This is a genomic window from Bacillus sp. FSL W7-1354 (assembly GCF_038002405.1).
Taxonomy (GTDB): domain Bacteria; phylum Bacillota; class Bacilli; order Bacillales; family Bacillaceae; genus Bacillus; species Bacillus paralicheniformis.
The window spans coordinates 3,041,801-3,063,323 of the sequence record NZ_JBBOCL010000001.1 but is presented as its reverse complement, the minus strand read 5'-3'; the positions used below and the strand labels follow the sequence as shown (position 1 = coordinate 3,063,323).

Here is a 21,523-nt window from a genome sequence, read left to right as displayed (position 1 = left end):
TGATGATCATAATGACAATAAAGATAGTAAATAGCTGAATAAAGAAGGGAAACATAATCCATCATCTCCTGATCAATTTTCGAAAATATAATAAACGTTGACTGTTGCAATAATAAGAGCGCTAAGGATTGCGATAACTGTCTGCGCACTCAGAAAAATCAATAAACATCCCATCAAAATAAAATAATTATAAAACATGGCTTTCTGTTTTATTAGTTTATGGTGCTCGTCATTTTGCTTAAATGGAGGGTGTAAATATCTCAATGTGAAAAACATGATAAATAAAGAAAAAGGAATAGGATCCAATTTTCCATTAGCCAATGTGCAAAACCAGATAGAGACATAAAATCAACAAGAAAAAGCTAATTGCGTGTAGTGATTTAAATGCGAATTCATGATTCAACTTCCTAAACATCTTCGCTTCTAATGTAGTGTCGAAAAGGCTGCTTCTCCTGTGTTCTCATCTTGAAATAAAATAAACTTCACGTCAAGGAAGCTTTACAAAATTAGGCCCTTAGGCTCAACCTTGCAACTGCTGATGATAGGAAAAGGCTATGCTTACATCCATCTTTAGGCCGGGACATGTGAATTTGTAAGCAGCACAAATTGGACATGTTGGGAGAATCAACGGCGTTTTCTTGAATCGTTGAATTATTTTTAGGTATGCATGGGAAAGGTGATGACACGGCAGCGGTGGGAAGGATAGGTGCTTCGGGTCTATGAAAAGAAGCGGTATAAAAAAAGAGCAGATCAATTCGATCTGCTCCCAGCTTGTCGACAAAGCCACAAAAAGTGGCTTGATCGACAAGCTTTTTTTGTTAAAATGTGAGTGAAATCTAGTTTTTGGAGGTTTTGCCATGTTGTCTAAGCACTCTAAAGATCAGCGCGAACAGCTTGAAGTCTTTGCCTTAAGTGAACTTGTCCCGGAAGACCATCTGGTCAGGAAAATAGAAGAAGCCATGGACTTTTCTTTTATTTATGAAAAAGTTGCTCCCCTTTATTCTTCAAAAGGGCGCCCAAGCATTGATCCCGTTGTATTGATCAAAATGGTTCTGATTCAGTACGTGTTTGGCCACCGCTCGATGCGCGAAACCATTAAACGGATCGAAACCGATGTCGCTTATCGCTGGTTTATTGGATATGGATTTTCTGAAAAAATCCCTCATTTTTCAACCTTCAGTAAAAACTATGAGCGCCGTTTTCATGATACGGACCTATTTGAAACAATCTTCTATAAAATCTTGCGTCAGGCCATGGATCTCGGTCTTGTCGACCCGTCGGTCGCCTTTATCGATGGAACCCATGTCAAAGCCAATGCGAATAAGAAAAAGTTTGTGAAGAAGATTGTGAGAAAAGAAACAAGAGCTTATCAGGAACAATTAGATCGAGAAATTAATGCCGATCGCGAAGCCAACGGCAAAAAGCCCTTAAAGCCCAGGCAATGCTCAGAAGAACGGGAAATAAAAGAAAGTACGACAGATCCTGAGAGCGGTTATTTTGTAAAAGGTGAACGGGAACGTCTTTTTGCTTATGGTTTTCATACAGCTTGTGACCGGAATGGATTTGTGCTGGGGGCGGTTGTTGAGCCTGCCAATATTCATGACAGCCAAGTGTTCACGACCCTGTTTCAACAGGTGAAAGAGCACGTCGCTAAGCCTCATACAGTCGCAGTTGATGCCGGATATAAAACGCCGTTTATCGCAAAGTTTCTAAGTGATCAAAATGTCCGTCCCGTCATGCCTTACACTCGACCACAAACTAAAAAAGGGTTCATGAGAAAACATGAATATGTATACGATGAATATTACGATGCTTATATTTGCCCTGACGATCACGTTCTGACATATCGCACAACCAACCGTGAAGGCTATCGGATTTATGCATCAGATCCAAACCGATGTGAACACTGTTCTTTTCTGAAGCAATGTACGGAAAGTCGAAATCATCGAAAGATGATTCACAGGCATCTCTGGCAGGATCATTTGGATGAAGCCGACCATCTTCGCCACACGGATGAGAATAGGCGAATCTACGCCAAACGCAAAGAAACGATCGAACGAGTTTTTGCGGATTTAAAACACAAGCATGGCCTGCGCTGGACAACCCTGCGGGGAAAGAAAAAATTGTCCATGCAGGCGATGCTTGTTTTCGCTGCCATGAATCTCAAAAAGCTGGCGAATTGGACCTGGAAAGGGCCTGATCGTCAGCATTCTCATCGAAAAAACAGAATAAATTGGACAAAAATAGGTCGGATTATAAAAATCCGACCTATTTTGTCAACGGTCTGAGAGCAGATCAATTCGATCTGCTCCTTTTTAATATTATTGGGCGACTGAGCTGTAAGACGGTTTTCTGTTTTCTTTTTTGCTCAGGTTATACACGGCTGTTCCCGAGATTTGACCGGCTGTTTTCAGCCTGTCTTTGCTGATGTGTTCAATCGTGTCGTAAGGAGTGTGGTACCAAGGCTCCAATGCACCTGTTCCCGGCTCTCTCCAAATGAAGTTGGCCGAGTCGATGCCGGCTTCATGGAATGGGACATGGTCGGATGAACCGCCTTGATGTAAAAATAATACGTCTTTCCCAAGGCTTAAAGAAGCGGCTTTACTTAGCTCCCAGACGAGGTTTGCCGAACCGTCGGGTGTATTGATGTACAGCTGTGAAGCATTTTCCCAGCTTGTCGCCACCATATCTAAGTTAAAGTTGGCAACGCTCTGTTTGACTTCCCGCTCTGACAAGGTGCTGACATAATGGCGCGATCCGAGGAGACCGATTTCTTCGGCACCGAATGTAATAAAGCGAATTTCTTTGTCGGCTGGAACCGTCTTCATGATCCGGGCTAGTTCAAGGACGACTGAAGTGCCGGAGGCATTGTCATTGGCTCCGGGAGCATAAGGGACGCTGTCATAATGCGAAGTCACATACACGATGTCCGGATTTTTGACACCTTTTGCTTTGCGGACGCCGATCACGTTTTGCGATGTTTGATTTTTATGAGCCTTCAGCTTCAAGATCGCTTCTTGTTCAGAAAGCAGCTTTTCTCCGTCTTCCTTTTTGACGCCGACTACCGGAACATCGACTTTATTACCGCTGAGATTCGGAGTCAGAGGGACGAGGCCGTCGACGTTATTATAAATGATCACTCCGCTTGCGCCTGCGTCAGCAGCGTTTTTTGCTTTTTCATAGAATGTCAGCTCGCCTCTTAAAATGACGGCGATTTTGCCTCTCGCTTCCTCGGTGAAGTCGCCGGGCAGGCCGAGGCCGGCATCATAGAGAGGAGCTGCCAGGCCTTCTGCTGCTGTCGGGGCGGAACCGGCGGCAGGCCGCGAAGGCACGTTATTTCCCTGAACGGTAAGCGTTCCTTCCAGCCGATCAGGTATGCTGAAGGTTTGTGTGGTCACTTTCAGATTTGATTTTTTCATCTGTGAGGCGATGAAAGCGGCGCTCTTTTTTTCTTCCGCCGTGCCTGTCACACGCGGTCCGATTGTTTCGCTTAAATGGTGAATCGTTTGATAGGCGCGATTTTCGTTGAATTTTTTGCTGAATTTTTCGACATCTTTTGCGATGGCTGTTTCCTGAGGCGCCGCTTGAACAGCATTTCCCGTTCCATCGGCGAACACGCCGCCTGCTATTACGGATAGCGCCAATCCGATCATCATCATTTTTCTCTTCATACATAAACCTCCTTGATGGTCTTGTTTTCCTGAGAAGAGATATTCGCAGCTGAGCGGGTGAATCCTGCATGCATCTGATAAATGATTCGATAGACCAGTAATTTGAAGTTTGATAAAAAAGTTTTTTTGTTTAATAGGATGGTTGACGTGAGCATTCTTTCTGTTTAGAATACGTCCGAATTATCAGGATCCTGATTTTGAATCACATATGTGAATGTTGGAGGGTGTCATGTCAGTAAAATCCGCGGTACGTGTTGTACGTATATTTGAATTGCTGTCAAATCATCCGGATGGATTAACCGTAAAGGAGATCAGCAAAGAATTGTCGCTGCCGCAGAGCAGTACATTCAATTTGGCCGCTACACTTTTGGATGAAGGATACCTTCAGCAGGATGCTATCAAGCGTTACAGGCTGGGGGCAAAACTGATCCAAGTTGGAACCGCTGCCATGGAGTCGATCGACATTTCGTCGCAAGGTGTTCCGTTTTTAAAACAGCTGATGGACGGCGTTCAGGAGACGGTGTTTATGGCCGTTCTATCCGATGATCAGCTCGTCTACATCGCAAAAATCGATAACAACAGGTCAATCAGAACAACCGCACAGCCCGGTTCGCGCAAGCCGCTATATTGCACCGGGCTTGGCAAGGCATTTTTGGCATTCATGCCGGAGGACAAAAGGGAAGGGCTGCTCGACCGCATGGAATTTATCCGGTTTACCGGGCATACCATCACCGCCAGAGATGAGCTGGAAAAGCAGCTGCAGACATTTTTGGAACAGGGATATGCCGTTGACAATGAAGAAAATGAAGAAGGTTTGTTTTGTCTGGCGGCTCCTGTCTATGGTCCGGATGGCGTAATGAATGCGGCGATCAGCACCGCCGGGCCAAAGGAGCGCATGCTCGCAAGAAAGGCGCTTATCGTTGAGCAGCTGCTTCACACAGCCGGAAAAATTACAGAAAGCATTGGCGGATTTAAAAAGCCGCTTTAGCAAAGGGGGAAAGTTCTGATGGATGTTATTAGCATAGGAGAGACAATGGCGCTGTTCACTCCGAATGAAGACGGCCCTCTCAGATACGCAAGAAACTATCAGGTGAGAATAGCGGGCGCAGAAACCAACACGCTGATCGGGCTTTCGAAGCTCGGGAAAAAAGCCGGCTGGATTACCCGGCTTGGAAAAGACGAGTTCGGGGCGATGATTCTTTCTGCTGTCAGAGGAGAAGGAGTCGATGTCAGCCAAGTGAAGCTCGATGACACGGCGCCGACCGGTTTGTTTTTTAAAGAAAGGAAAAGCGCGGCCAAAGTCAATGTCTTCTATTACAGGACGCTTTCAGCGGCGAGTTTTTTGAAAAAAAGCGATATTGATGAGCCATACATTGAGAAAGCGGGGTTTTTATACATTACGGGAATTACCCCGGCTTTAAGTGAAAGCGCTTCAGATGCAGTGTTTTATGCAGTGGAGCTCGCCAAAAAGCACAATAAATGCGTTGTATTTGATCCGAATTTTCGAAAAAAGCTCTGGGACGGAGAGCGGGCGCGGCAGACGATGTTTGATTTGATCAAACAGTCTGATATCGTGCTTCCCGGCTTGAGCGAAGGGCGTTTTTTGTTCGGCACCGCTGATGAGAAAAAAATAGCGGAAGCCATCCGCGGGCACGGGGCTGAAACCGCCATCGTCAAGCTTGGTGCAAAAGGCGCCTATTATTCCAGCGGGAATGAAAACGGCTATGCGGAAGGCTATCAGATTCAGACTGCAGCGGACCCCGTGGGTGCCGGAGACGGCTTTGCAGCCGGTGTATTATCGGGTTTGATTGATCATATTCCGCTTTCTGAAGCTGTCAAACGCGGCTGTGCCGTCGGCGCCATGGTAGCTGCGGTAAACGGTGATATTGAAGGGCTGCCTGACAGCGATTCACTGTTTGCGTTTATGGAACAATCTGATGAAGAAGATGTCAGCCGATAAAAAACCGTAAAGAAAGGGTGGCAGAAATGCATGTATTGTCACAAATCAAAGAACAAAAAGTGATTGCGATCATCCGCGGATACAATCCGGAGGAGGCAGTGAGCATTGCCGGCGCCTTAAAAGCGGGCGGCATCAGGCTTGTGGAAATTACGCTTAATTCCCCTCAAGCGATCAAAGCGATTGAAGCGGTTTCAGAAGATGTTGGAGACGAAATGCTTATCGGAGCGGGAACCGTTCTTGATCCCGAATCTGCGAGAGCGGCGCTTTTAGCCGGCGCGCGGTTTATCCTGTCGCCAACTGTTCATGAAGAGACGATCAAGCTGACAAAGCGATATGGAGCGATCAGCATTCCGGGCGCCTTTACCCCGACGGAAATATTGACGGCGTATGAAAGCGGTGGAGACATCATCAAAGTATTTCCCGGAACGATGGGGCCTGGCTATATCAAAGATATCCACGGACCGCTTCCGCATATTCCGCTGCTTCCGACGGGAGGGGTAGGGTTGGAAAACCTTCACGAGTTTTTACAGGCCGGTGCGGTCGGTGCTGGAATCGGCGGTTCACTTGTGAGGGCTCATCAAGATGTGAATGACGCGTTTTTAGAAGAGCTGTCCAAAAAAGCAAAGCAATTTGTTGAAGCAGCAAAACAGTAAAAGGGGAGATCAGAGATGAAAATAACGGGATTCGAGTGTTTCCAAATTCCACCGCGCTGGCTTTTCTTAAAAATCGAAACGGATGAAGGCATTACAGGGTGGGGAGAGCCGGTAATCGAGGGAAAGGCGGCGACAGTTAAGGCGGCTGTCGGCGAGTTAATGGAATATTTAATCGGCAAAGACCCGATGAACATTGAAGACCACTGGAATGTCATGTACAGAGGCGGGTTTTATCGGGGCGGACCCATTCTGATGAGCGCGATTGCAGGAATCGATCAAGCGCTTTGGGACATTAAGGGCAAGTTTTACAATGCGCCCGTGCATCAGCTGCTCGGAGGGAAGAGCAGGGAATCGATCAAGGTCTATTCCTGGATTGGCGGAGACAGGCCTCAAGACGTTGGCCTCGCTGCCAAGGAGGTGGTTGACCAAGGCTTTACAGCCGTCAAAATGAACGGCACGGAAGAGCTGCAATACATTGATTCACATGAAAAAATCGATCAGGTGATTGAAAGAATATCAGCCGTCAGAGAAGCTGTCGGCCCGTACATTGGAATCGGCATCGACTTTCACGGCAGGGTGCACAAGCCGATGGCGAAGATTTTGGCAAAAGAGCTTGAACCGTTTCGCCCGATGTTTATAGAAGAGCCTGTTCTGCCGGAAAACAACGAGGCGCTACGCGATATCGCCAGCCTCGTCTCAATTCCGATTGCGACCGGAGAACGAATGTTTTCAAAGTGGCAGTTTAAAGATCTGCTGACTGACGGCTATGTCGATATTATTCAGCCTGACTTATCACACGCCGGCGGAATTACCGAATGCAAAAAGATCCTGTCGATGGCGGAAGCATTTGATGTCGCCGCCGCTCCTCACTGTCCGCTGGGCCCGATCGCTCTGGCGGCCTGCCTTCAGGTTGATGCAACGTGCCACAATGCATTTATACAGGAACAAAGCTTAGGAATCCATTACAACAAAGGCACGGATTTGCTTGATTATATAGTGGATCAAAAGGTGTTTTTCTATGAAGACGGCTATGTCCGGATTCCGGATGGCCCGGGCCTTGGGGTGGACATCAATGAAGATCATGTCCGGAAAATGGCTGATATCGGGCATAACTGGCGCAATCCGGTATGGCGGCACAAGGACGGAAGCATAGCTGAATGGTAAAAATGATACCGTTTTCAAAAGATATCCGTCATTACAAACAAATAAAAGGAGAGGGCCTGTCATGAAACAAGCTGCTGTAAAAGAGAAGCCGACAAAGGTTAGAGTGCGGGTACTGCTGTTTATTTTTGTATGTGTCGTGATCAATTATATGGATCGAAGCAATATCTCCGTCGCAGCTTCTGCAATAGGAGACGATTTAAACTTGTCTGCCGTTCAACTGGGTTTGATTTTTTCCGCTTTCGGCTGGGCATACTGCGCCCTGCAAATACCGGGAGGCGGGCTTGTCGACCGGTTTGGCCCGAGGCTTGTCTACGGTTTTACCTTGGTTACTTGGTCGCTCGCAACATTGCTTCAGGGGTTTGTCCGCGGCTTCGGTTCTCTATTCGGGTTGCGTCTTGCGACGGGGGCGTTTGAAGCGCCGGCTTTTCCGACCAATAACCGGGTGGTGACTTCATGGTTCCCTGAACAGGAAAGGGCTTCAGCCATTGCGTTTTATACGTCGGGGCAATTTGCCGGCCTTGCGTTTTTAACGCCGGCGCTCAGCGCCATCCAGCATGTCGTCGGCTGGCGCGGCCTGTTCATCGTAACTGGGGTGATCGGCATCATCTGGGGCCTTATCTGGTATATTTTTTACCGTGATCCCGACCGTCATCCAAAGGTAAATAAGGCTGAACTTGATCATATAGAAAAAGGCGGGGGGATCGTCCGCCGCGGCCGGACTTCCGAAAAGGAAAAATCGGCATTTAATTGGAAGCATTTCAAACAAGTGACCGCTCATCGCAAGCTGTGGGGTATATATATTGGACAGTTCGCCGTTAATTCGACTTTATGGTTTTTTCTGACATGGTTTCCGACATACCTTGTAAAATATAGAGGCCTTGATTTTCTCCAATCCGGTTTTCTCGCCTCGCTTCCGTTTCTTGCGGCGTTCATCGGTGTTCTGTTGTCCGGCTTCCTGTCCGACTTTCTGATCAAAAGGGGCGTATCGGCCGGGGTTGCCCGCAAAACACCGATTATTACCGGATTGATCCTGTCTATTTCCATTATCGGTGCCAATTATGTCGATCAGACATCACTGATCATTTTATTTATGACGCTTGCCTTTTTTGGAAACGGTCTGGCCTCCATTACATGGGTGCTGGTATCGTCTTTAGCGCCTAAGCATTTGATCGGACTGACCGGCGGAGTATTTAATTTTGTCGGCAGCCTCGCTTCCGTTATCGTTCCGATTGTCATCGGCTTTCTCGCAAACGGGGGAAGCTTTGCGCCCGCCCTCGTCTTTATCGGCACCCTTGCCCTTTTGGGAGCCCTTTCGTACATCTTTCTTGTCGGAAAGGTTGAACGGATTCAGGTCAATGATAATGTAAAAGAAAACGATTCTATTTCTATGTGACACCCGGCTGCCGGACATTCGGCGGCCTTTTTGAATAATAGATCATGGTTTGTCACAAAATAACGTTAAAATATTTTGATGACAGGTGCTTAAGATGAAAACATATTTTCAAAAAGATTATCAGCTCGGCTCGTTTCAATTTTTTTCAACATCTCATATACTGACTTTGCTGGTGCTTGCAGCGCTCGGTGTTTGTTTGTTCGTCTTTCGCAAGACGCTGCAAAAACCGCGGTGGAACCGGATGCTTCGCTATGCCTTTGTAGCGGTTTTATTGATTTCTGAAATCAGCTACCACTCCTGGTTTATCTATGTAAATTCCTGGACGCCGCGCTATTGTTTGCCGCTTCACCTCAGCGATCTTTCGGTTTATCTCGTCATCATTCTGTTATTAACGAAAAACCTCAACTTGTTTAAATTTCTTTATTTTGCCGGTTTGGGAAGCGCTTTGCAGGCGATTCTGACGCCTGACTTGGGAAGGTACGGCTTTCCTCATTTCCGCTTTTTTGAATTTTTCATTTCCCACGGAATCGTCGTACTGGCCTGCCTTCTGATGATTGCAGCCGAGAAGTATAAGCCGACCGTGCGCTCTCTCTGGGTCACGTTTCTTCTCGTCAATATTTATGGGGCATTCATCTTTTTAATCAACCGTTTGCTGAAGTCGAACTATATGTACATGATGAAAAAGCCGGGCGGCGGAGCTTCGCTGTTAGACGTGCTCGGGCCGTGGCCATGGTATCTTTTATCAGCGGAAGCGGTCACGATCGTCTTCTTCTATCTTCTCTATCTGCCGTTTTGGATCGCCAGGAAGGTGAAAGAAAAAAAGGATCTTGCATGATTCCTGTATTTCTGAATAGGTTCGGCCGTATTCCATTGGCCAAGAGACTTTAAAAAATCAAAATGAGTGATTACGCCATGAGTGTCACCTTTTTAACTAATCATTCACACCGTGATCAGGAATATGAAGAAAAAAGCAGATCTCGTAAAAGATCTGCTTTCTATTACATACTGATTTGTTTCTTTTGTTCATAATCTATTTCTGGCTGTATTTCCTTCGTGAGTTGATGCCCTTCTATGTCCACATTCGGAATAATCTTGTCCAGCCATTTTGGCAAGTACCAGGCTGCATTCCCCATCAGTTTCATGACACTTGGAATCAGTGTCATTCGTACAATAAAGGCATCAAAGAGCACACCAAAGGAAAGAGCCAACCCGTTGGCTTTAATAGAAGCTTCTCCAGCAAAGATAAATCCTGCAAAAACGAAGATCATGATCAGGCCGGCTGCGGTGACAACAGGACCGCTGTGTTTTAATCCGGCTTGAATCGCTTGTACTGGATTCTTTGTTTTCACATATTCTTCACGCATTCTGCTGACAAGGAATACTTGATAATCCATGGCTAATCCAAACAGAATTCCAATAGATAAAATCGGCAAGAACGCGAGTATCGGCCCTTTTTCTGGTATTTTGAAAAAGTCGATGAGATTCCCGTCTTGTAAAACAAATACACAGATCCCAAGAGTGGCAGTCATTGTCAATACGAAACCAGCAACTGCAACAAGAGGCACAAGCAGCGAACGGAATACGATTGTCAGCAATACAAACGCAAAACCCACAATGAGCACAGCAAACACCGGTATCGCATCATTCAGGCGATCTGAAATGTCAATATTCACGGCAGTCGATCCAGTAACGAGCAAATCTACCCCGTTTTTATCTGATAAGCTGCGTACTTCCTTTACCAAATCCTTCGTTGCCACATCATTTGGACCTGTTTCAGGAACGACCGTAATGATAGCAAAGTTCCCTTCTTTATTAGGCATTGCAGGAGTGACACTCGCTACATGGTCTAGTTCCTTTATTTCTTTCACTGCATCTGTGAAGGCTTCCGCCTTATTTTCTGTCACACTTGTAGCATCCGCTACGATTGTTAATTGACCATTAAATCCTTCTCCAAAACCGTCGGCAAGCAAGTCATATGCCTGGCGTTCCGGATTATCCTTCGCTTTCATCCCTGCATCAGGCAAGCCCAGTTCCAAATGCATAGATGGAATACTAATGACGAGCAAAATGAAAATGCTGCATACACTTAGCATGATAGGGTTTTTTGTGACAAAGCGTCCCCAGACATTTGTTTCAGCGCTTTGTTTTTCTTTTTTCTTGTTTGATTTCGGAACCATCCGTTTCCCCGCTATCGATAAGACGGCAGGAACAAGCGTGATTGAGGCGAGAACAGCTAACAATACACTAAGCCCTGCTGTCAGCCCCATTGCAGACATAAAAGGAATGTTAACAACCGTCAATCCGCAAAGTGCGACAATAACAGTAAGTCCGGCAAAAACGACTGCACTCCCAGCTGTTCCGGTAGCTCTGGCAATTGATTCATTCTTTTGTATGCCTTCGCCTAGAAACTGGCGGTGCTTCGTAAAAATAAATAAAGCATAATCAATCCCAACAGCAAGGCCAATCATTCCGGCTAATGAAAGACTGACGGAAGCAATATCGAAAACTTGTGTTCCAATCAAAACAAGTCCAATACTAACACCTAATCCAATCAGTGCAGTTAAAATCGGTAAGCCTGCTATTAATAAAGAGCCGAATGTAATGGCTAAAACGATAAAGGCCAAAATAATGCCGACAATTTCAGAGATACCGCCTATCTCCATCTCGGCTCCCGGTACATCTCCGCTTAGCTCAGTTTGCAATCCCTCATAATCAGCCATTTTCAAACTGTCTTTTAAGTGTTTGATAGAGTAATCCTTTATATCATCTGCTGATGATTTATACTTGATATCAGCATAGGCAACTGTGCCGTCTTTCGCGATTGTTCCTGTCACAAAAGGACTTGCAATCGAGTCAACAGAACCATCTTTATCGATTTCCTTTAACGTATTTTCTATTGCTTTTTTGGCTGACTCTGCAGTAAGTTTCTCTCCATCTTCAGCACCGAAAATCACCCGTATGCTCCCTTTATCAGGGTCGTGAGGAAATTCTTTTTGAATGACATCCATCGCTTTTTCCGAAGGTGTGTCAGGTATGGACATATCCTCAGAAAAACTTGGTTTCAAGGTGACTGCAAGGCCTATCGCAGCAACTAACACAACGATCCACGCACATATTGCTTTTATGCGATTGCGAGCCACCCATCCTCCTAATGTATATAACATTTTTGACATGATAATCTCCTTTCAACACATTGCTTGATCACATTCTTTCTCATTGTAGTTGACAATGAAATGAAAAAAACGTACATTCGGGCATGTACGTTTGGGCAATTTTCAAATATGCAGTTTAGTTGTCTATTGTCAGAATACCTTTTTGCATGGCAATCGTTACTGCCTCAGTTCTTGAATTCGCGCCTAATTTATTGTAAATGGACGTTAATCTGGACTTTACTGTTCGCTCAGAGACGCCCAAATCAAAGGCAATCGCTTTGCTTTTAAGACCTTTAGCAATTGCTTTTAGAACAATGACTTCCTTTTCTGTCAGCTGCGTCTCACTGCGCTGCTTTTTCATCCGCTCAAATTGGATTTCTTGCAGACGTTTAAGGATATCAGGCTGCAATAGCACATTTCCTCTGATGGCTGCATCCATTGTGTGAAAAAGGGTTTCTGAACTCGTATCCTTTAACAGATATCCTTTCGCTCCTAATTCAATCCCTTCGATCATTAAGTGATCTTCATTATATGTAGTCAAAATAATGATGGGGGTATCGTGTTTTTCTTTTATTTGTTTAATGGCCTCTAACCCGCTCATCTCCGGCATATACAAATCCATCAGAATGATATCCGGTTCTAATTCATCTGCAAGACGGACTGCGACTTTTCCATTTTCCGCCTCTCCTATAATGGTGTATTGATCATTCGTTTCAATTAAAAGCTTCAGACCTTCCCTCACGACAAGATGGTCATCAACGATTAAAACCTTATTCATCTTGCATCTCTCCCTGAATTGGTACAGTGATCTCAATTTGTGTTCCTTTTGATTTTGTACTCTTTATATTAAATTGGCCTTTCATGGCTCTGACGCGTTCTTCTATGCCAAGAAGCCCGTAATGTCCTCTCTTTTTCTTGCTCTTTTCAACATCAAATCCTTTGCCATTGTCCTTGACAGTTAAATGGAGCCTCCCCTTATCATCATCCCAAATGGATACCGATATCGTTTCTGCTTCAGCGTGCTTTGCTGCATTCGTTATGCATTCTCCAATGATGTAATAACAGTTTTCAGCTGTACGAACGTCTAATATCTGATGTAATCGATAGTCTAAAAAACCACCCATGCCTGTCGACTCTTGAAAATGATCCATTAGTGAGGTAATTCTTTCTTTTAGAAAACCGATTTCCTCTGCTTTGCTGCGCAGATCGTCAATCGCTGAACGCGCGTCGGCCAATGTACCTCTCACTCTTTTCATTGATTGTTGAATGATTTCTATTGCTCTCTCTGTGTTGCCTTTGGCGAGATGAACATGAATAGCATCGAGCTGCATATTTAAACTGACCAGCCCTTGAGCAAGCGTATCGTGTAAGTCCCGGGCCATACGCTGCCTTTCGTTTTGCAGCGTCAGCTGTTCGACCTGCTGATGAGCCAGCTCCAGCCGTTCAAGAGTCAGCTGAGCTTTTATCTTTTCATCGACTTGGGCAAATAATGTAGCGGCATAAGTAATAATCACGATCATAATAGGTACGGCAATGACAAGAAAATGCAAATAATCACCTTTGTGAATCTGATGTGTTGCATTGATTGACAGCAGAAGCAGTAAATACAGTATGAGGAAAGTCCTTCTTCTGTCTGCTATTCCTGCAATCTGTCCCATCAAAAATGCATAAAGGCCGATGATGACCAGCACTAAGAAGCCAGTCATGATATTAGCCAGTGTAAAAGTGATCAAACCTTGCAGCACAAAATATAGAATGACCCTTTTCTTAACCCAGCGATATGAATGCCAATGCAGCAAAGCAAAAATGGCGGTCAATACTGTAAACACGTTAAGCAATAAAATGGACCAGCTCCCAATAATAAATTGCAGCACGATAGAGGCTACATAGATCATGAGAATAAAAGCCAGTCCCGGAACTCTGAGTGCAAGCATATTTAATGCCCGTCTATCATGTGAGTAATGCTTTTCTTTAAAAGGATTCAAACCTCATCCACTTCCTTTAACAGTTTAACCGAACAGAGATTCATGAAATTTATTGAACGTGAACATACATTTATCCAATCATTTTATAGGAAGAGAGAGAACACAACAATACCGAGGTGCAGTGAACCATTAGATGTTCCCAAACATATGATCATTGCCCAAACGTACATAAGCGTTCTGCCTTTATGTACGTTTTATCTTTTCAAATTTACATTTAAAATCATGAGGAACTCACTATTTATTAAAGGAATGATCAACATTGAAATCGATTGATCTCACAATTTTATCATTAAAAAGAAAAGGAATCAGAACTGAGAAAGTGTCAAAAAATCAGTGCCCTGATCGATTAAGCAATACGAACGAAAAAACAGACAAACATAGAAACAAAAATAGTCAATCCAAGAACATGTGTAAAGAAAAAGGGGAATGAATATGTATTGGTTTTTAGGTGCTTTATTATATTTTCTCATCGGTACTTGTATATTTATTGGAGTCATTAGAGACATTCACTCAGGCTCATGGATGCTCCTTACATTAGCAGCTCCAATCATCATTATTGGCTACCCTTACTTTTATTCAAAGAAGCTTTTTGCCAAAAGATAGTGAAATAGACGCCATACAATCAGAGGATCTTGCATGATCCTTTTTTTTCAGCCTATCGACGGTGTTTATTTTTTAAAAAAAGGGAATAGAACAAAAAAAGAAAAGGAGATGGAAGACATATGAAAAGCGACCGAACCATGCATATTATTTCATGTACAGACAATAACTACGCACAGCATTTAAGCGTGATGTTCGCATCATTGCTGACGAATATGGATCAGACGCGCGATGTGAAACTGTATGTCATCGACGGAGGGATTGAACCGGAAAATAAAAAGCGTCTGGAAGAGACGACCCTTCAATTCGGAGCCCCTATTACATTTCTGAATGTAGAAAAAAGCCAGTATGACCGTGCGGTCGAAAGCAGCCATATTACAAAAGCGGCATACTATCGGATTTCCATCCCCGATCTGATTGATGACGAATCCGTCAAACGAATGATCTATGTCGATTGCGACGCCTTAGTGTTAGAGGATATATCGAAGTTGTGGGACAAGGACATTTCACCTTATTTCGCAGCGGCAGTAGAAGATGCAGGCCAGCATGAACGGCTGAAAAAGATGAACATCAGCGACGAAGCAAAATATTTTAACTCAGGTATTATGATCATCGATATGGAAGCCTGGAGAAAAAACAACATTTCGAAAAAAGTCATCGACTTCATCAATAACAACGATGAAGACATGTTTATGTTTCATGACCAAGACGCGTTGAATGCGATTCTTTATGATCAGTGGCTCGAACTTCATCCGAGGTGGAACGCCCAAACACACATTATTTTAAAAGAAAAAACACCGGCTTCCCTCATCGATCAAAAGCGCTATATGGAAACAAGGGCAAACCCGGCAATCGTTCATTTCTGCGGCGGAAACAAGCCTTGGAATTCAAACACCTCACACCCGTACGCCCGTCAATATTTTAAGTATTTGCAGTCCACAGCCTTTAACCAGCCGGCCAAATTGTCTAAAAACCATGTCAGCTAACATGCCAATCTCATTTTAAATCGCAGGATGAATCGATATAATGATAACAAACCCTGACGTATCCCCATATTCGCTTGTTTCCTTTCGGAAACAAGCATTTTTCTTGGCTGCAAAAATTTTTGACGAATGGAGGAGCGCTTTTGGTTAAAGTGCTGTTGACACTTAACGGACTGTTTTACCGCGCAGCGCCGCTGTTGAAGGAAAGGGTCGAACGGCTCGGCGCCGAATTTGCATTTTTGGATTCCAATCGGTTGACGAGACAGGATTTACTGACTCATATCAAGGATGTTCATATTTATATCGCCGGCGTTGAAAAAGTGGACCGGGAGCTGATCGACGCCGCCCCGGAACTAAGATATATCATGAAATTCGGTGCGGGAATCGACAATATTGATGTAGAATATGCAAGCGAAAAAGGAATCCTCGTCACGAATGCACCCGGCCAAAACGCCTCGGCAGTCGCCGATTTGGCATTCGGCCTTCTGCTGTCTGGCGCCCGTTCGATCCCGCAGTCAAACGCCGCAGTCAAAGCCGGTTTGTGGCAATCCGAGATGGGCTATGAGCTCGATGGAAAAACGCTGGGGCTTATCGGTTTTGGGGAAATTGGCAAAAAGGTTGCAAGACGGGCTTCCGGGTTTCATATGAACGTTTTGGCGTACGGCACATACAAAGACTACAATGCAGCCAAACGGCTGAATGTACGGTTTGCAGAGCTTGACGATATCCTGGAAAAATCTGACTTTGTATGTATCAGCACGTCATTAAGACCTGCCACCTATCATTTGATCAATCAAGAAAAGCTGGCAAAAATGAAGAAAACCGCGTACCTGGTCAACATTGCCCGCGGAGAAGTGGTAGACGAAAGCGCGCTCATTCAAGCGCTTGAACAAAAACAGATCAGAGGTGCAGCATTGGACGTCTTTGAAACCGAACCGCCGGCCGCCCGGATCACTAGTCTCGGCAATGTCATATGCACGGCGCATATCGGCGGCGCTACGTATGAGAGCATCAGGCGCATCGAAGAGGTGACATATCAAAACATCAAAAGGTTTATCGAAAAACAGCCGCCGGCTTTCCGCGTTTCATAAAGACCGGAAACGGCGAAAAGCCGCATCCGGTTATGTTCTTTGAAAAAACTCAATTATTTCTCCTTCGGGCCCAAAAAGAAAAAAATAGCGGAAGCCGTTTGGTAATACGGTGATCTCGTCTTCCATCAGCTTGATGCCGGCGCTTTTTACGCGGGCGAATTCAGCCTCGATATCATCGGTTGAGACGGCAAAATGATGTACTTTTCCTTCCTGAGGAAGACTGTCGTTATATCCCTCGATCAATTCAAGCTCTGTCTCGTCTCTGTTCTCAAAGCCTAAAAAAGCCAGCTTCATGATGCCGTTTGTATGGGTCATTCTGCCTTTCAGCGTCATTCCGATCACATTTTGGTAGAATGTGATCGAAGCATCAATGTTTTTCACCATCAGTCCTACGTGGTCAATTCGCGCCATTACGCCATTCCTCCTTTTGTTTCTCCATCATTTTAGAAAGGTCGGAATCATCTGTCAATTATCTCGATTACATGATGAATAAGAATATTGATCAGGCGTTATGGTAGGATAGAGAAGACTTTAAAATAAGGACTGAAATCAAATGCATACATTAAAAATAAAACATCCATTCGCTGCAAAAATGAAAAAGGGCTATCCCTTAATTGAAAAAGAAGCTGTTTCTTCGCAAGAAAACGGCATAAAAGAAGGTTCGCTGATCAGGGTTGCCGATGAAAACGGCACGTTTTTGGGAAAGGGCTACTATGGCGAGCAAAACAAAGGGATCGGCTGGATTCTGACCCGAAACGAAGAGGAATCAATTGATCAATCATTCTTTTTAAGCAGGCTGGCGAACGCCTTTCAGGCCAGAAAATCGCTTTTTCAAGACCCGGATACGACCGCTTTTCGTTTGTTTAACGGGGAAGGCGACGGAATCGGCGGCTTTACGATTGATTATTATGACGGCTACTATTTGTTCCAATGGTACAGCAAAGGGATTTATACGTTTAAGGAAGCGATTATGGAAGCCCTCGATGAATTAACAGACTATAAAGCCGTATATGAGAAAAAACGGTTTAATACGGCCGGGCAGTATTTAGAAGATGACGACTTTGTCAGAGGAGAGAGAGGGGAATTTCCGATCATTGTGAAAGAGAACGGCATACATTTTGCCGTTTACCTCAATGACGGTGCGATGACAGGCGTTTTTCTCGATCAGCGCCATGTCCGCAAGGCGGTTAGGGACCGGTATGCGGAAGGAAAAACCGTGCTCAACACCTTCTCATATACAGGTGCATTTTCTGTGGCGGCGGCGCTTGGAGGCGCTGAAAAAACGACGAGCGTTGATGTTGCAAACCGCAGTTTAAGCAGGACGATCGAACAATTCAGCGTGAACGGGCTGGATTATGAAGCTCATGATATTAAAGTCATGGACGTTTTTAAATATTTTCAATACGCGGCCAAAAAAGAACTCGCCTTTGACCTCGTCATCCTTGATCCGCCTTCATTTGCGAGAACAAAAAAGCATACATTCAGCGCGGCAAAGGATTATAAAAATCTGTTGAAAGACGCGATTCGAATCACTAAAGATCAAGGTGTGATCGTCGCTTCGACGAACAGCAGCGCTTTTGGGATGAAAAAATTCAAAGGCTTTATCGAAGCGGCATGCAAAGAAACGGGGACGCGCTTTACAGTGCTTGAGGAGCATTCGCTGCCCGAAGATTTTAAAACGGTGAAAAGCTATCCTGAAGGCGATTATTTAAAAGTTGTCTTTTTGCGGATCCGCCGCCGTTAATGTAAGGCTGGGGAAAAATTTTGCGATAAAAACAATACCTGTCGATCAATTATTCATGTATATTGATATTACGCGAAAAACTCAGGCAGGGGGAAGTTATGGATTACGGAATTTTAATATCGATAGGTATTTATATGGCAGGAATGCTTTTTATCGGATATTTTGCATATCGAAGAACTTCAAATTTGACCGACTACATGCTTGGCGGAAGAAATCTGGGCCCCGCCGTCACCGCGTTAAGCGCAGGTGCTTCCGATATGAGCGGCTGGCTATTAATGGGGCTGCCTGGTGCGATGTTTCTGAACGGATTGAGCAGCGGCTGGATCGTTGTCGGTCTGACAATCGGCGCGTATTTGAACTGGGTGTATGTTGCGCCGAGGCTGAGAACGTATACGGAAACGGCCGGCAACAGCATTACCATACCCGATTATTTCGAAAACCGTTTTAAAGACGGTTCAAGGCTGTTACGGGTGACGTCGGCTTTCGTTATTTTAGTATTTTTCACTTTTTATACATCATCCGGAATGGTGGCGGGCGGAGAGCTGTTCAGAACAGCATTCCACCTTGATTATCGGATCGGCATCTGGCTGACGGCCGGGGTTGTCATTCTTTATACGCTCTTCGGGGGCTTTCTGGCTGTCAGCTGGACCGATTTTGTTCAAGGGACGATCATGTTTATTGCGCTCATCTTAATGCCGATCGTCGTATTTGTCCAATTGGGGGGAATTGCGCCGGCGTTTTCGGAAGTGAACGCGGTCAACCCGGACCTCCTCCGTCCGTTTCAAGGAACAACCGCAATCGGTATTGTTTCTTTACTGGCGTGGGGGCTCGGCTACTTTGGACAGCCTCATATTATTGTCAGGTTTATGGCGATTTCAAGCGTGAAAGAGTTGAAGAGTGCCAGAAGAATCGGCATGGGCTGGATGATCTTTTCGATTTGCGGCGCGATGCTGACAGGACTCGTCGGCATCGCCTATTTCAGCGCAAATCATCTTTCGTTAAAGAATGCCGAGACGATATTCATTAAGTTGGCAGACCTTTTGTTCCCATCGATGATTACGGGGTTTTTGCTGGCTTCCATTTTAGCAGCTGTCATGAGCACGATTTCTTCACAGCTTCTTGTAACCTCAAGCGCGCTGACAGAGGATTTTTATAAAGCGTTTGTCCGGAAAGGAGCTTCTGACAAAGAACTTGTTCTTGTCGGAAGGCTGTCTGTCCTCGCGATTTCACTGATCGCCCTCATGATGGCGCTTCATCCGAATGAAACGATATTGAATCTTGTCGGCTATGCGTGGGCAGGTTTCGGAGCAGCATTTGGTCCTGTCGTTCTGCTGAGTCTGTATTGGAAACGAATGACGAAGTGGGGTGCGCTTTCAGGGATGCTGTCCGGGGCGCTGACTGTTATTGTGTGGGAGCAAGTAAAAGCTTTTGACCCGGTTTATGAAATCATTCCCGGATTTATTGTTTGTACAGTCGTGATCATCGTTGTCAGCCTGATGACAAAGAAACCGTCCGTAGAGATTGAAAAGGAATTTGAGACGGCGGTTGAACAGCTGAAAGGTTGAGAATAGGGTGATGGTCTTTGTCAACGTATTGTTGACGGCCGCTTTTCTCACAGGGGCTTTCACGGGATTTCTGTGGACATTTTCCAAAGAAAAAAGCGATGAATTTTTCTCGGAAATGACGGCGGATGGATCGGGAATCTTCACACTTTTCGGTTTGATTGGTTTGCTGTTCGCCAAGCTGTTAAAAGCAATTTCTCCAAAACTGCCGCATGACTGGGCTCTCAGGTGTATTTCTTTTATTCTGGCCCTTATATTATTAATAATGTCCATATTCATATGGCTGCTCGATGTCTAAATGAAAAAAACCAAATTGGCGGAAAAAAACTTCCCCAATTTGGTTTTTTTATTTTTCGGCTATGATACTGCAATAAGGGAAATGAGAAACGGCGCTGCGCAAAGCGTGATGATCGCAGCCAGGATCATCGATACGCTTGAAATCGTTCCGGACACGGAGCTGAGCTCAAATGCTTTTGACGTACCTGCGCCGTGGGCGCTTGTGCCAAGCAGCACGCCCCTTGCGATTTCATTATCAATCCGGAAGTAGCGAATGACCATCGGTCCGATCACTGACCCGGACAGGGCGGTCAATATAACAAAAACAGCGGTCACCGCGGGCATTCCGCCGATCATTTCAGAAACGCTCATTGCAATTGGCGTTGTGACCGATCTGGGAACGAGGCTCTCAATCAGGTCTTCATTCAGCTTGAAAAGTTTTGCGATAAACGCTGTTGACAGGATCGCGATACAGCAGCCTACAGTCACGTTGATAATGATCTCAACCGCGTATTTTTTCAAGACTGGAAAGTATTTGTACAGCGGAATCGCAAAAGCCACCGTTGCCGGCTGGAGCATGTCTGTCAACAAGCGACCGCCCGCATTGTACGCTTCAAAGGGCACGTTGATGAAAAGCAGCAGGCCGACAAGTATCACCGGCGTGACCAATAAAGGTGACGCATACACCTTTGGATGGCGTGAATACACCGCTTTTGCGCCCAGATAAATTAACACTGTTGCGATCAGGCTTAAGCATCCGATGAGCATGTTTTTTTCCTTTCCTTTCTTTTGGCAATCAATTGAGTCAGCATTCCGGTCGACACCATGACGACGAATGTACTGATGAGGACAACGAGTATAATGCTTGTGCCGAATTCAGCCAGAATATCTCCGTAGTTCATAATCCCGACGGCTGAAGGGACAAAGAACAAAAGCAGCTCCGCGAGCAGCCACAAGGCGCCGATTTCAATCCATTCCAGCTTAATGATTTTGAAATGAAGAAGCGCAAAAATGACGATAATCCCGAGAATGCTGCCGGGAATGTTTATATGAAGAACCTCGGCAATCAGATTCATGAAACGCGCGAATAAAAACAAAAGAGCGACCTGACCTAATCCTTTAATGAATGTTTTCATGTCATTATCCCCCTTTCTAAACATGAGTGTACATGAGTTTTAAGTATAGGTAAAATACATATACAGAATAGATATTATTCATTTTGTCTATAGTTAAAAGCGCAAATCAGGTCAAAAGAAACAGTTTCCTGACTAAAATTAGAAATTGTCGTC

Annotated in this window: 21 protein-coding genes; 14 read left to right on the top strand and 7 right to left on the bottom strand. The window is 45.0% G+C overall.

The window, feature by feature from the left end; all coding sequences use genetic code 11:
- The first annotated feature begins 857 nt into the window (after positions 1-857).
- A complete protein-coding gene (locus MKZ04_RS15605; protein ID WP_079289155.1) occupies positions 858-2,288 on the top strand; it encodes an IS1182 family transposase in 1,431 nt (476 codons plus the stop codon).
- A gap of 33 nt (positions 2,289-2,321) precedes the next feature.
- Here MKZ04_RS15605 and MKZ04_RS15600 read toward each other — a convergent pair whose 3' ends face one another.
- Positions 2,322-3,671, bottom strand: coding sequence for a M28 family peptidase (locus MKZ04_RS15600; protein ID WP_341046288.1), 1,350 nt, complete (start codon positions 3,669-3,671; stop codon positions 2,322-2,324).
- A 229-nt stretch (positions 3,672-3,900) separates the two neighbouring features.
- Here MKZ04_RS15600 and MKZ04_RS15595 point away from each other — a divergent pair, with 229 nt between their 5' ends.
- The 6 genes from MKZ04_RS15595 (at position 3,901) to MKZ04_RS15570 (ending at position 9,676) form a co-directional block, all read left to right on the top strand.
- Positions 3,901-4,659, top strand: a complete 759-nt coding sequence (locus MKZ04_RS15595) for an IclR family transcriptional regulator (protein ID WP_023856966.1) — start codon at positions 3,901-3,903, stop codon at positions 4,657-4,659.
- Between the two features lie 18 nt (positions 4,660-4,677).
- Positions 4,678-5,631, top strand: a complete 954-nt coding sequence (locus MKZ04_RS15590) for a sugar kinase (protein ID WP_026580292.1) — start codon at positions 4,678-4,680, stop codon at positions 5,629-5,631.
- A 26-nt stretch (positions 5,632-5,657) separates the two neighbouring features.
- The gene (locus MKZ04_RS15585; RefSeq protein ID WP_023856968.1) at positions 5,658-6,284 is read left to right on the top strand and encodes a bifunctional 4-hydroxy-2-oxoglutarate aldolase/2-dehydro-3-deoxy-phosphogluconate aldolase; all 627 of its coding nucleotides are present in this window, start codon (positions 5,658-5,660) and stop codon (positions 6,282-6,284) included.
- A 15-nt stretch (positions 6,285-6,299) separates the two neighbouring features.
- Positions 6,300-7,448, top strand: a complete 1,149-nt coding sequence (gene dgoD / locus MKZ04_RS15580) for a galactonate dehydratase (protein ID WP_023856969.1) — start codon at positions 6,300-6,302, stop codon at positions 7,446-7,448.
- A 61-nt stretch (positions 7,449-7,509) separates the two neighbouring features.
- Positions 7,510-8,841: an MFS transporter gene (locus MKZ04_RS15575; RefSeq protein WP_145608585.1), complete on the top strand. Its 1,332-nt coding sequence runs from the start codon at positions 7,510-7,512 to the stop codon at positions 8,839-8,841.
- Between the two features lie 94 nt (positions 8,842-8,935).
- Entirely contained in the window at positions 8,936-9,676 is a 741-nt protein-coding gene (locus MKZ04_RS15570; RefSeq protein WP_101561333.1) for a YwaF family protein, read from the top strand.
- A 163-nt stretch (positions 9,677-9,839) separates the two neighbouring features.
- On the opposite strand, the gene MKZ04_RS15565 is transcribed toward MKZ04_RS15570, so the two are convergent.
- The 3 genes from MKZ04_RS15565 to MKZ04_RS15555 form a co-directional block, all read right to left on the bottom strand.
- Positions 9,840-12,014, bottom strand: a complete 2,175-nt coding sequence (locus MKZ04_RS15565; protein WP_328066984.1) for an MMPL family transporter — start codon at positions 12,012-12,014, stop codon at positions 9,840-9,842.
- Between the two features lie 115 nt (positions 12,015-12,129).
- Complete coding sequence (gene ydfI, locus MKZ04_RS15560) at positions 12,130-12,771, bottom strand: two-component system response regulator YdfI (RefSeq protein WP_015382876.1); 642 nt, start codon at positions 12,769-12,771, stop codon at positions 12,130-12,132.
- The gene (locus tag MKZ04_RS15555; RefSeq protein ID WP_145930051.1) at positions 12,764-13,927 is read right to left on the bottom strand and encodes a sensor histidine kinase; all 1,164 of its coding nucleotides are present in this window, start codon (positions 13,925-13,927) and stop codon (positions 12,764-12,766) included. Before MKZ04_RS15555 ends, ydfI begins: the two co-directional genes overlap by 8 nt.
- 310 nt (positions 13,928-14,237) lie before the next feature.
- On the opposite strand from MKZ04_RS15555, the gene MKZ04_RS15550 reads away from it, so the two are divergent.
- From MKZ04_RS15550 to MKZ04_RS15535, 4 genes are all read left to right on the top strand, one after another.
- Complete coding sequence (locus tag MKZ04_RS15550) at positions 14,238-14,408, top strand: hypothetical protein (protein WP_023856975.1); 171 nt, start codon at positions 14,238-14,240, stop codon at positions 14,406-14,408.
- The gene (locus MKZ04_RS15545) at positions 14,405-14,581 is read left to right on the top strand and encodes a hypothetical protein (protein WP_095291354.1); all 177 of its coding nucleotides are present in this window, start codon (positions 14,405-14,407) and stop codon (positions 14,579-14,581) included. Before MKZ04_RS15550 ends, MKZ04_RS15545 begins: the two co-directional genes overlap by 4 nt.
- A gap of 119 nt (positions 14,582-14,700) precedes the next feature.
- Positions 14,701-15,564, top strand: a complete 864-nt coding sequence (locus MKZ04_RS15540) for a glycosyltransferase family 8 protein (protein WP_101561336.1) — start codon at positions 14,701-14,703, stop codon at positions 15,562-15,564.
- Between the two features lie 149 nt (positions 15,565-15,713).
- The gene (locus tag MKZ04_RS15535) at positions 15,714-16,652 is read left to right on the top strand and encodes a phosphoglycerate dehydrogenase (protein ID WP_023856979.1); all 939 of its coding nucleotides are present in this window, start codon (positions 15,714-15,716) and stop codon (positions 16,650-16,652) included.
- Positions 16,653-16,682: 30 nt separating this feature from the next.
- Here MKZ04_RS15535 and MKZ04_RS15530 read toward each other — a convergent pair whose 3' ends face one another.
- Positions 16,683-17,063, bottom strand: coding sequence for a VOC family protein (locus tag MKZ04_RS15530; protein WP_105979501.1), 381 nt, complete (start codon positions 17,061-17,063; stop codon positions 16,683-16,685).
- 142 nt (positions 17,064-17,205) lie between these two features.
- On the opposite strand from MKZ04_RS15530, the gene MKZ04_RS15525 reads away from it, so the two are divergent.
- The 3 genes from MKZ04_RS15525 to MKZ04_RS15515 all read left to right on the top strand — a co-directional run bounded on the left by MKZ04_RS15525 (position 17,206) and on the right by MKZ04_RS15515 (position 20,256).
- Entirely contained in the window at positions 17,206-18,396 is a 1,191-nt protein-coding gene (locus tag MKZ04_RS15525; protein ID WP_328031235.1) for a class I SAM-dependent rRNA methyltransferase, read from the top strand.
- A gap of 98 nt (positions 18,397-18,494) precedes the next feature.
- Positions 18,495-19,961: a sodium/proline symporter PutP gene (gene putP, locus MKZ04_RS15520; protein WP_035337945.1), complete on the top strand. Its 1,467-nt coding sequence runs from the start codon at positions 18,495-18,497 to the stop codon at positions 19,959-19,961.
- Between the two features lie 10 nt (positions 19,962-19,971).
- On the top strand, positions 19,972-20,256 hold the full coding sequence (locus MKZ04_RS15515; protein ID WP_341047164.1) for a hypothetical protein: 285 nt from the start codon (positions 19,972-19,974) through the stop codon (positions 20,254-20,256).
- Between the two features lie 59 nt (positions 20,257-20,315).
- Here the strand turns inward: MKZ04_RS15515 and MKZ04_RS15510 are convergent, their stop codons facing one another.
- Both MKZ04_RS15510 and MKZ04_RS15505 read right to left on the bottom strand, forming a co-directional pair.
- Positions 20,316-21,002, bottom strand: a complete 687-nt coding sequence (locus MKZ04_RS15510) for a CidB/LrgB family autolysis modulator (protein WP_023856983.1) — start codon at positions 21,000-21,002, stop codon at positions 20,316-20,318.
- Complete coding sequence (locus MKZ04_RS15505; RefSeq protein WP_020453376.1) at positions 20,984-21,370, bottom strand: CidA/LrgA family holin-like protein; 387 nt, start codon at positions 21,368-21,370, stop codon at positions 20,984-20,986. The genes MKZ04_RS15510 and MKZ04_RS15505 overlap by 19 nt, the downstream gene beginning before the upstream one ends.
- Positions 21,371-21,523: the final 153 nt, after the last annotated feature.

Bases quoted from the DNA above. Each gene is read 5' to 3' on its own strand.
- MKZ04_RS15530 (WP_105979501.1), bottom strand. From the start codon at position 17,063: ATGGCGCGAATTGACCACGTAGGACTGATGGTGAAAAACATTGATGCT.
- MKZ04_RS15595 (WP_023856966.1), top strand. From the start codon at position 3,901: ATGTCAGTAAAATCCGCGGTACGTGTTGTACGTATATTTGAATTGCTG.
- MKZ04_RS15605 (WP_079289155.1), top strand. From the start codon at position 858: ATGTTGTCTAAGCACTCTAAAGATCAGCGCGAACAGCTTGAAGTCTTT.
- MKZ04_RS15525 (WP_328031235.1), top strand. From the start codon at position 17,206: ATGCATACATTAAAAATAAAACATCCATTCGCTGCAAAAATGAAAAAG.
- MKZ04_RS15600 (WP_341046288.1), bottom strand. From the start codon at position 3,671: ATGAAGAGAAAAATGATGATGATCGGATTGGCGCTATCCGTAATAGCA.
- MKZ04_RS15515 (WP_341047164.1), top strand. From the start codon at position 19,972: ATGGTCTTTGTCAACGTATTGTTGACGGCCGCTTTTCTCACAGGGGCT.
- MKZ04_RS15590 (WP_026580292.1), top strand. From the start codon at position 4,678: ATGGATGTTATTAGCATAGGAGAGACAATGGCGCTGTTCACTCCGAAT.
- MKZ04_RS15570 (WP_101561333.1), top strand. From the start codon at position 8,936: ATGAAAACATATTTTCAAAAAGATTATCAGCTCGGCTCGTTTCAATTT.
- MKZ04_RS15510 (WP_023856983.1), bottom strand. From the start codon at position 21,002: ATGCTCATCGGATGCTTAAGCCTGATCGCAACAGTGTTAATTTATCTG.
- dgoD (WP_023856969.1), top strand. From the start codon at position 6,300: ATGAAAATAACGGGATTCGAGTGTTTCCAAATTCCACCGCGCTGGCTT.
- MKZ04_RS15555 (WP_145930051.1), bottom strand. From the start codon at position 13,927: ATGCTTGCACTCAGAGTTCCGGGACTGGCTTTTATTCTCATGATCTAT.
- MKZ04_RS15505 (WP_020453376.1), bottom strand. From the start codon at position 21,370: ATGAAAACATTCATTAAAGGATTAGGTCAGGTCGCTCTTTTGTTTTTA.
- MKZ04_RS15585 (WP_023856968.1), top strand. From the start codon at position 5,658: ATGCATGTATTGTCACAAATCAAAGAACAAAAAGTGATTGCGATCATC.
- ydfI (WP_015382876.1), bottom strand. From the start codon at position 12,771: ATGAATAAGGTTTTAATCGTTGATGACCATCTTGTCGTGAGGGAAGGT.
- MKZ04_RS15565 (WP_328066984.1), bottom strand. From the start codon at position 12,014: ATGTCAAAAATGTTATATACATTAGGAGGATGGGTGGCTCGCAATCGC.
- putP (WP_035337945.1), top strand. From the start codon at position 18,495: ATGGATTACGGAATTTTAATATCGATAGGTATTTATATGGCAGGAATG.
- MKZ04_RS15540 (WP_101561336.1), top strand. From the start codon at position 14,701: ATGAAAAGCGACCGAACCATGCATATTATTTCATGTACAGACAATAAC.
- MKZ04_RS15545 (WP_095291354.1), top strand. From the start codon at position 14,405: ATGAATATGTATTGGTTTTTAGGTGCTTTATTATATTTTCTCATCGGT.
- MKZ04_RS15575 (WP_145608585.1), top strand. From the start codon at position 7,510: ATGAAACAAGCTGCTGTAAAAGAGAAGCCGACAAAGGTTAGAGTGCGG.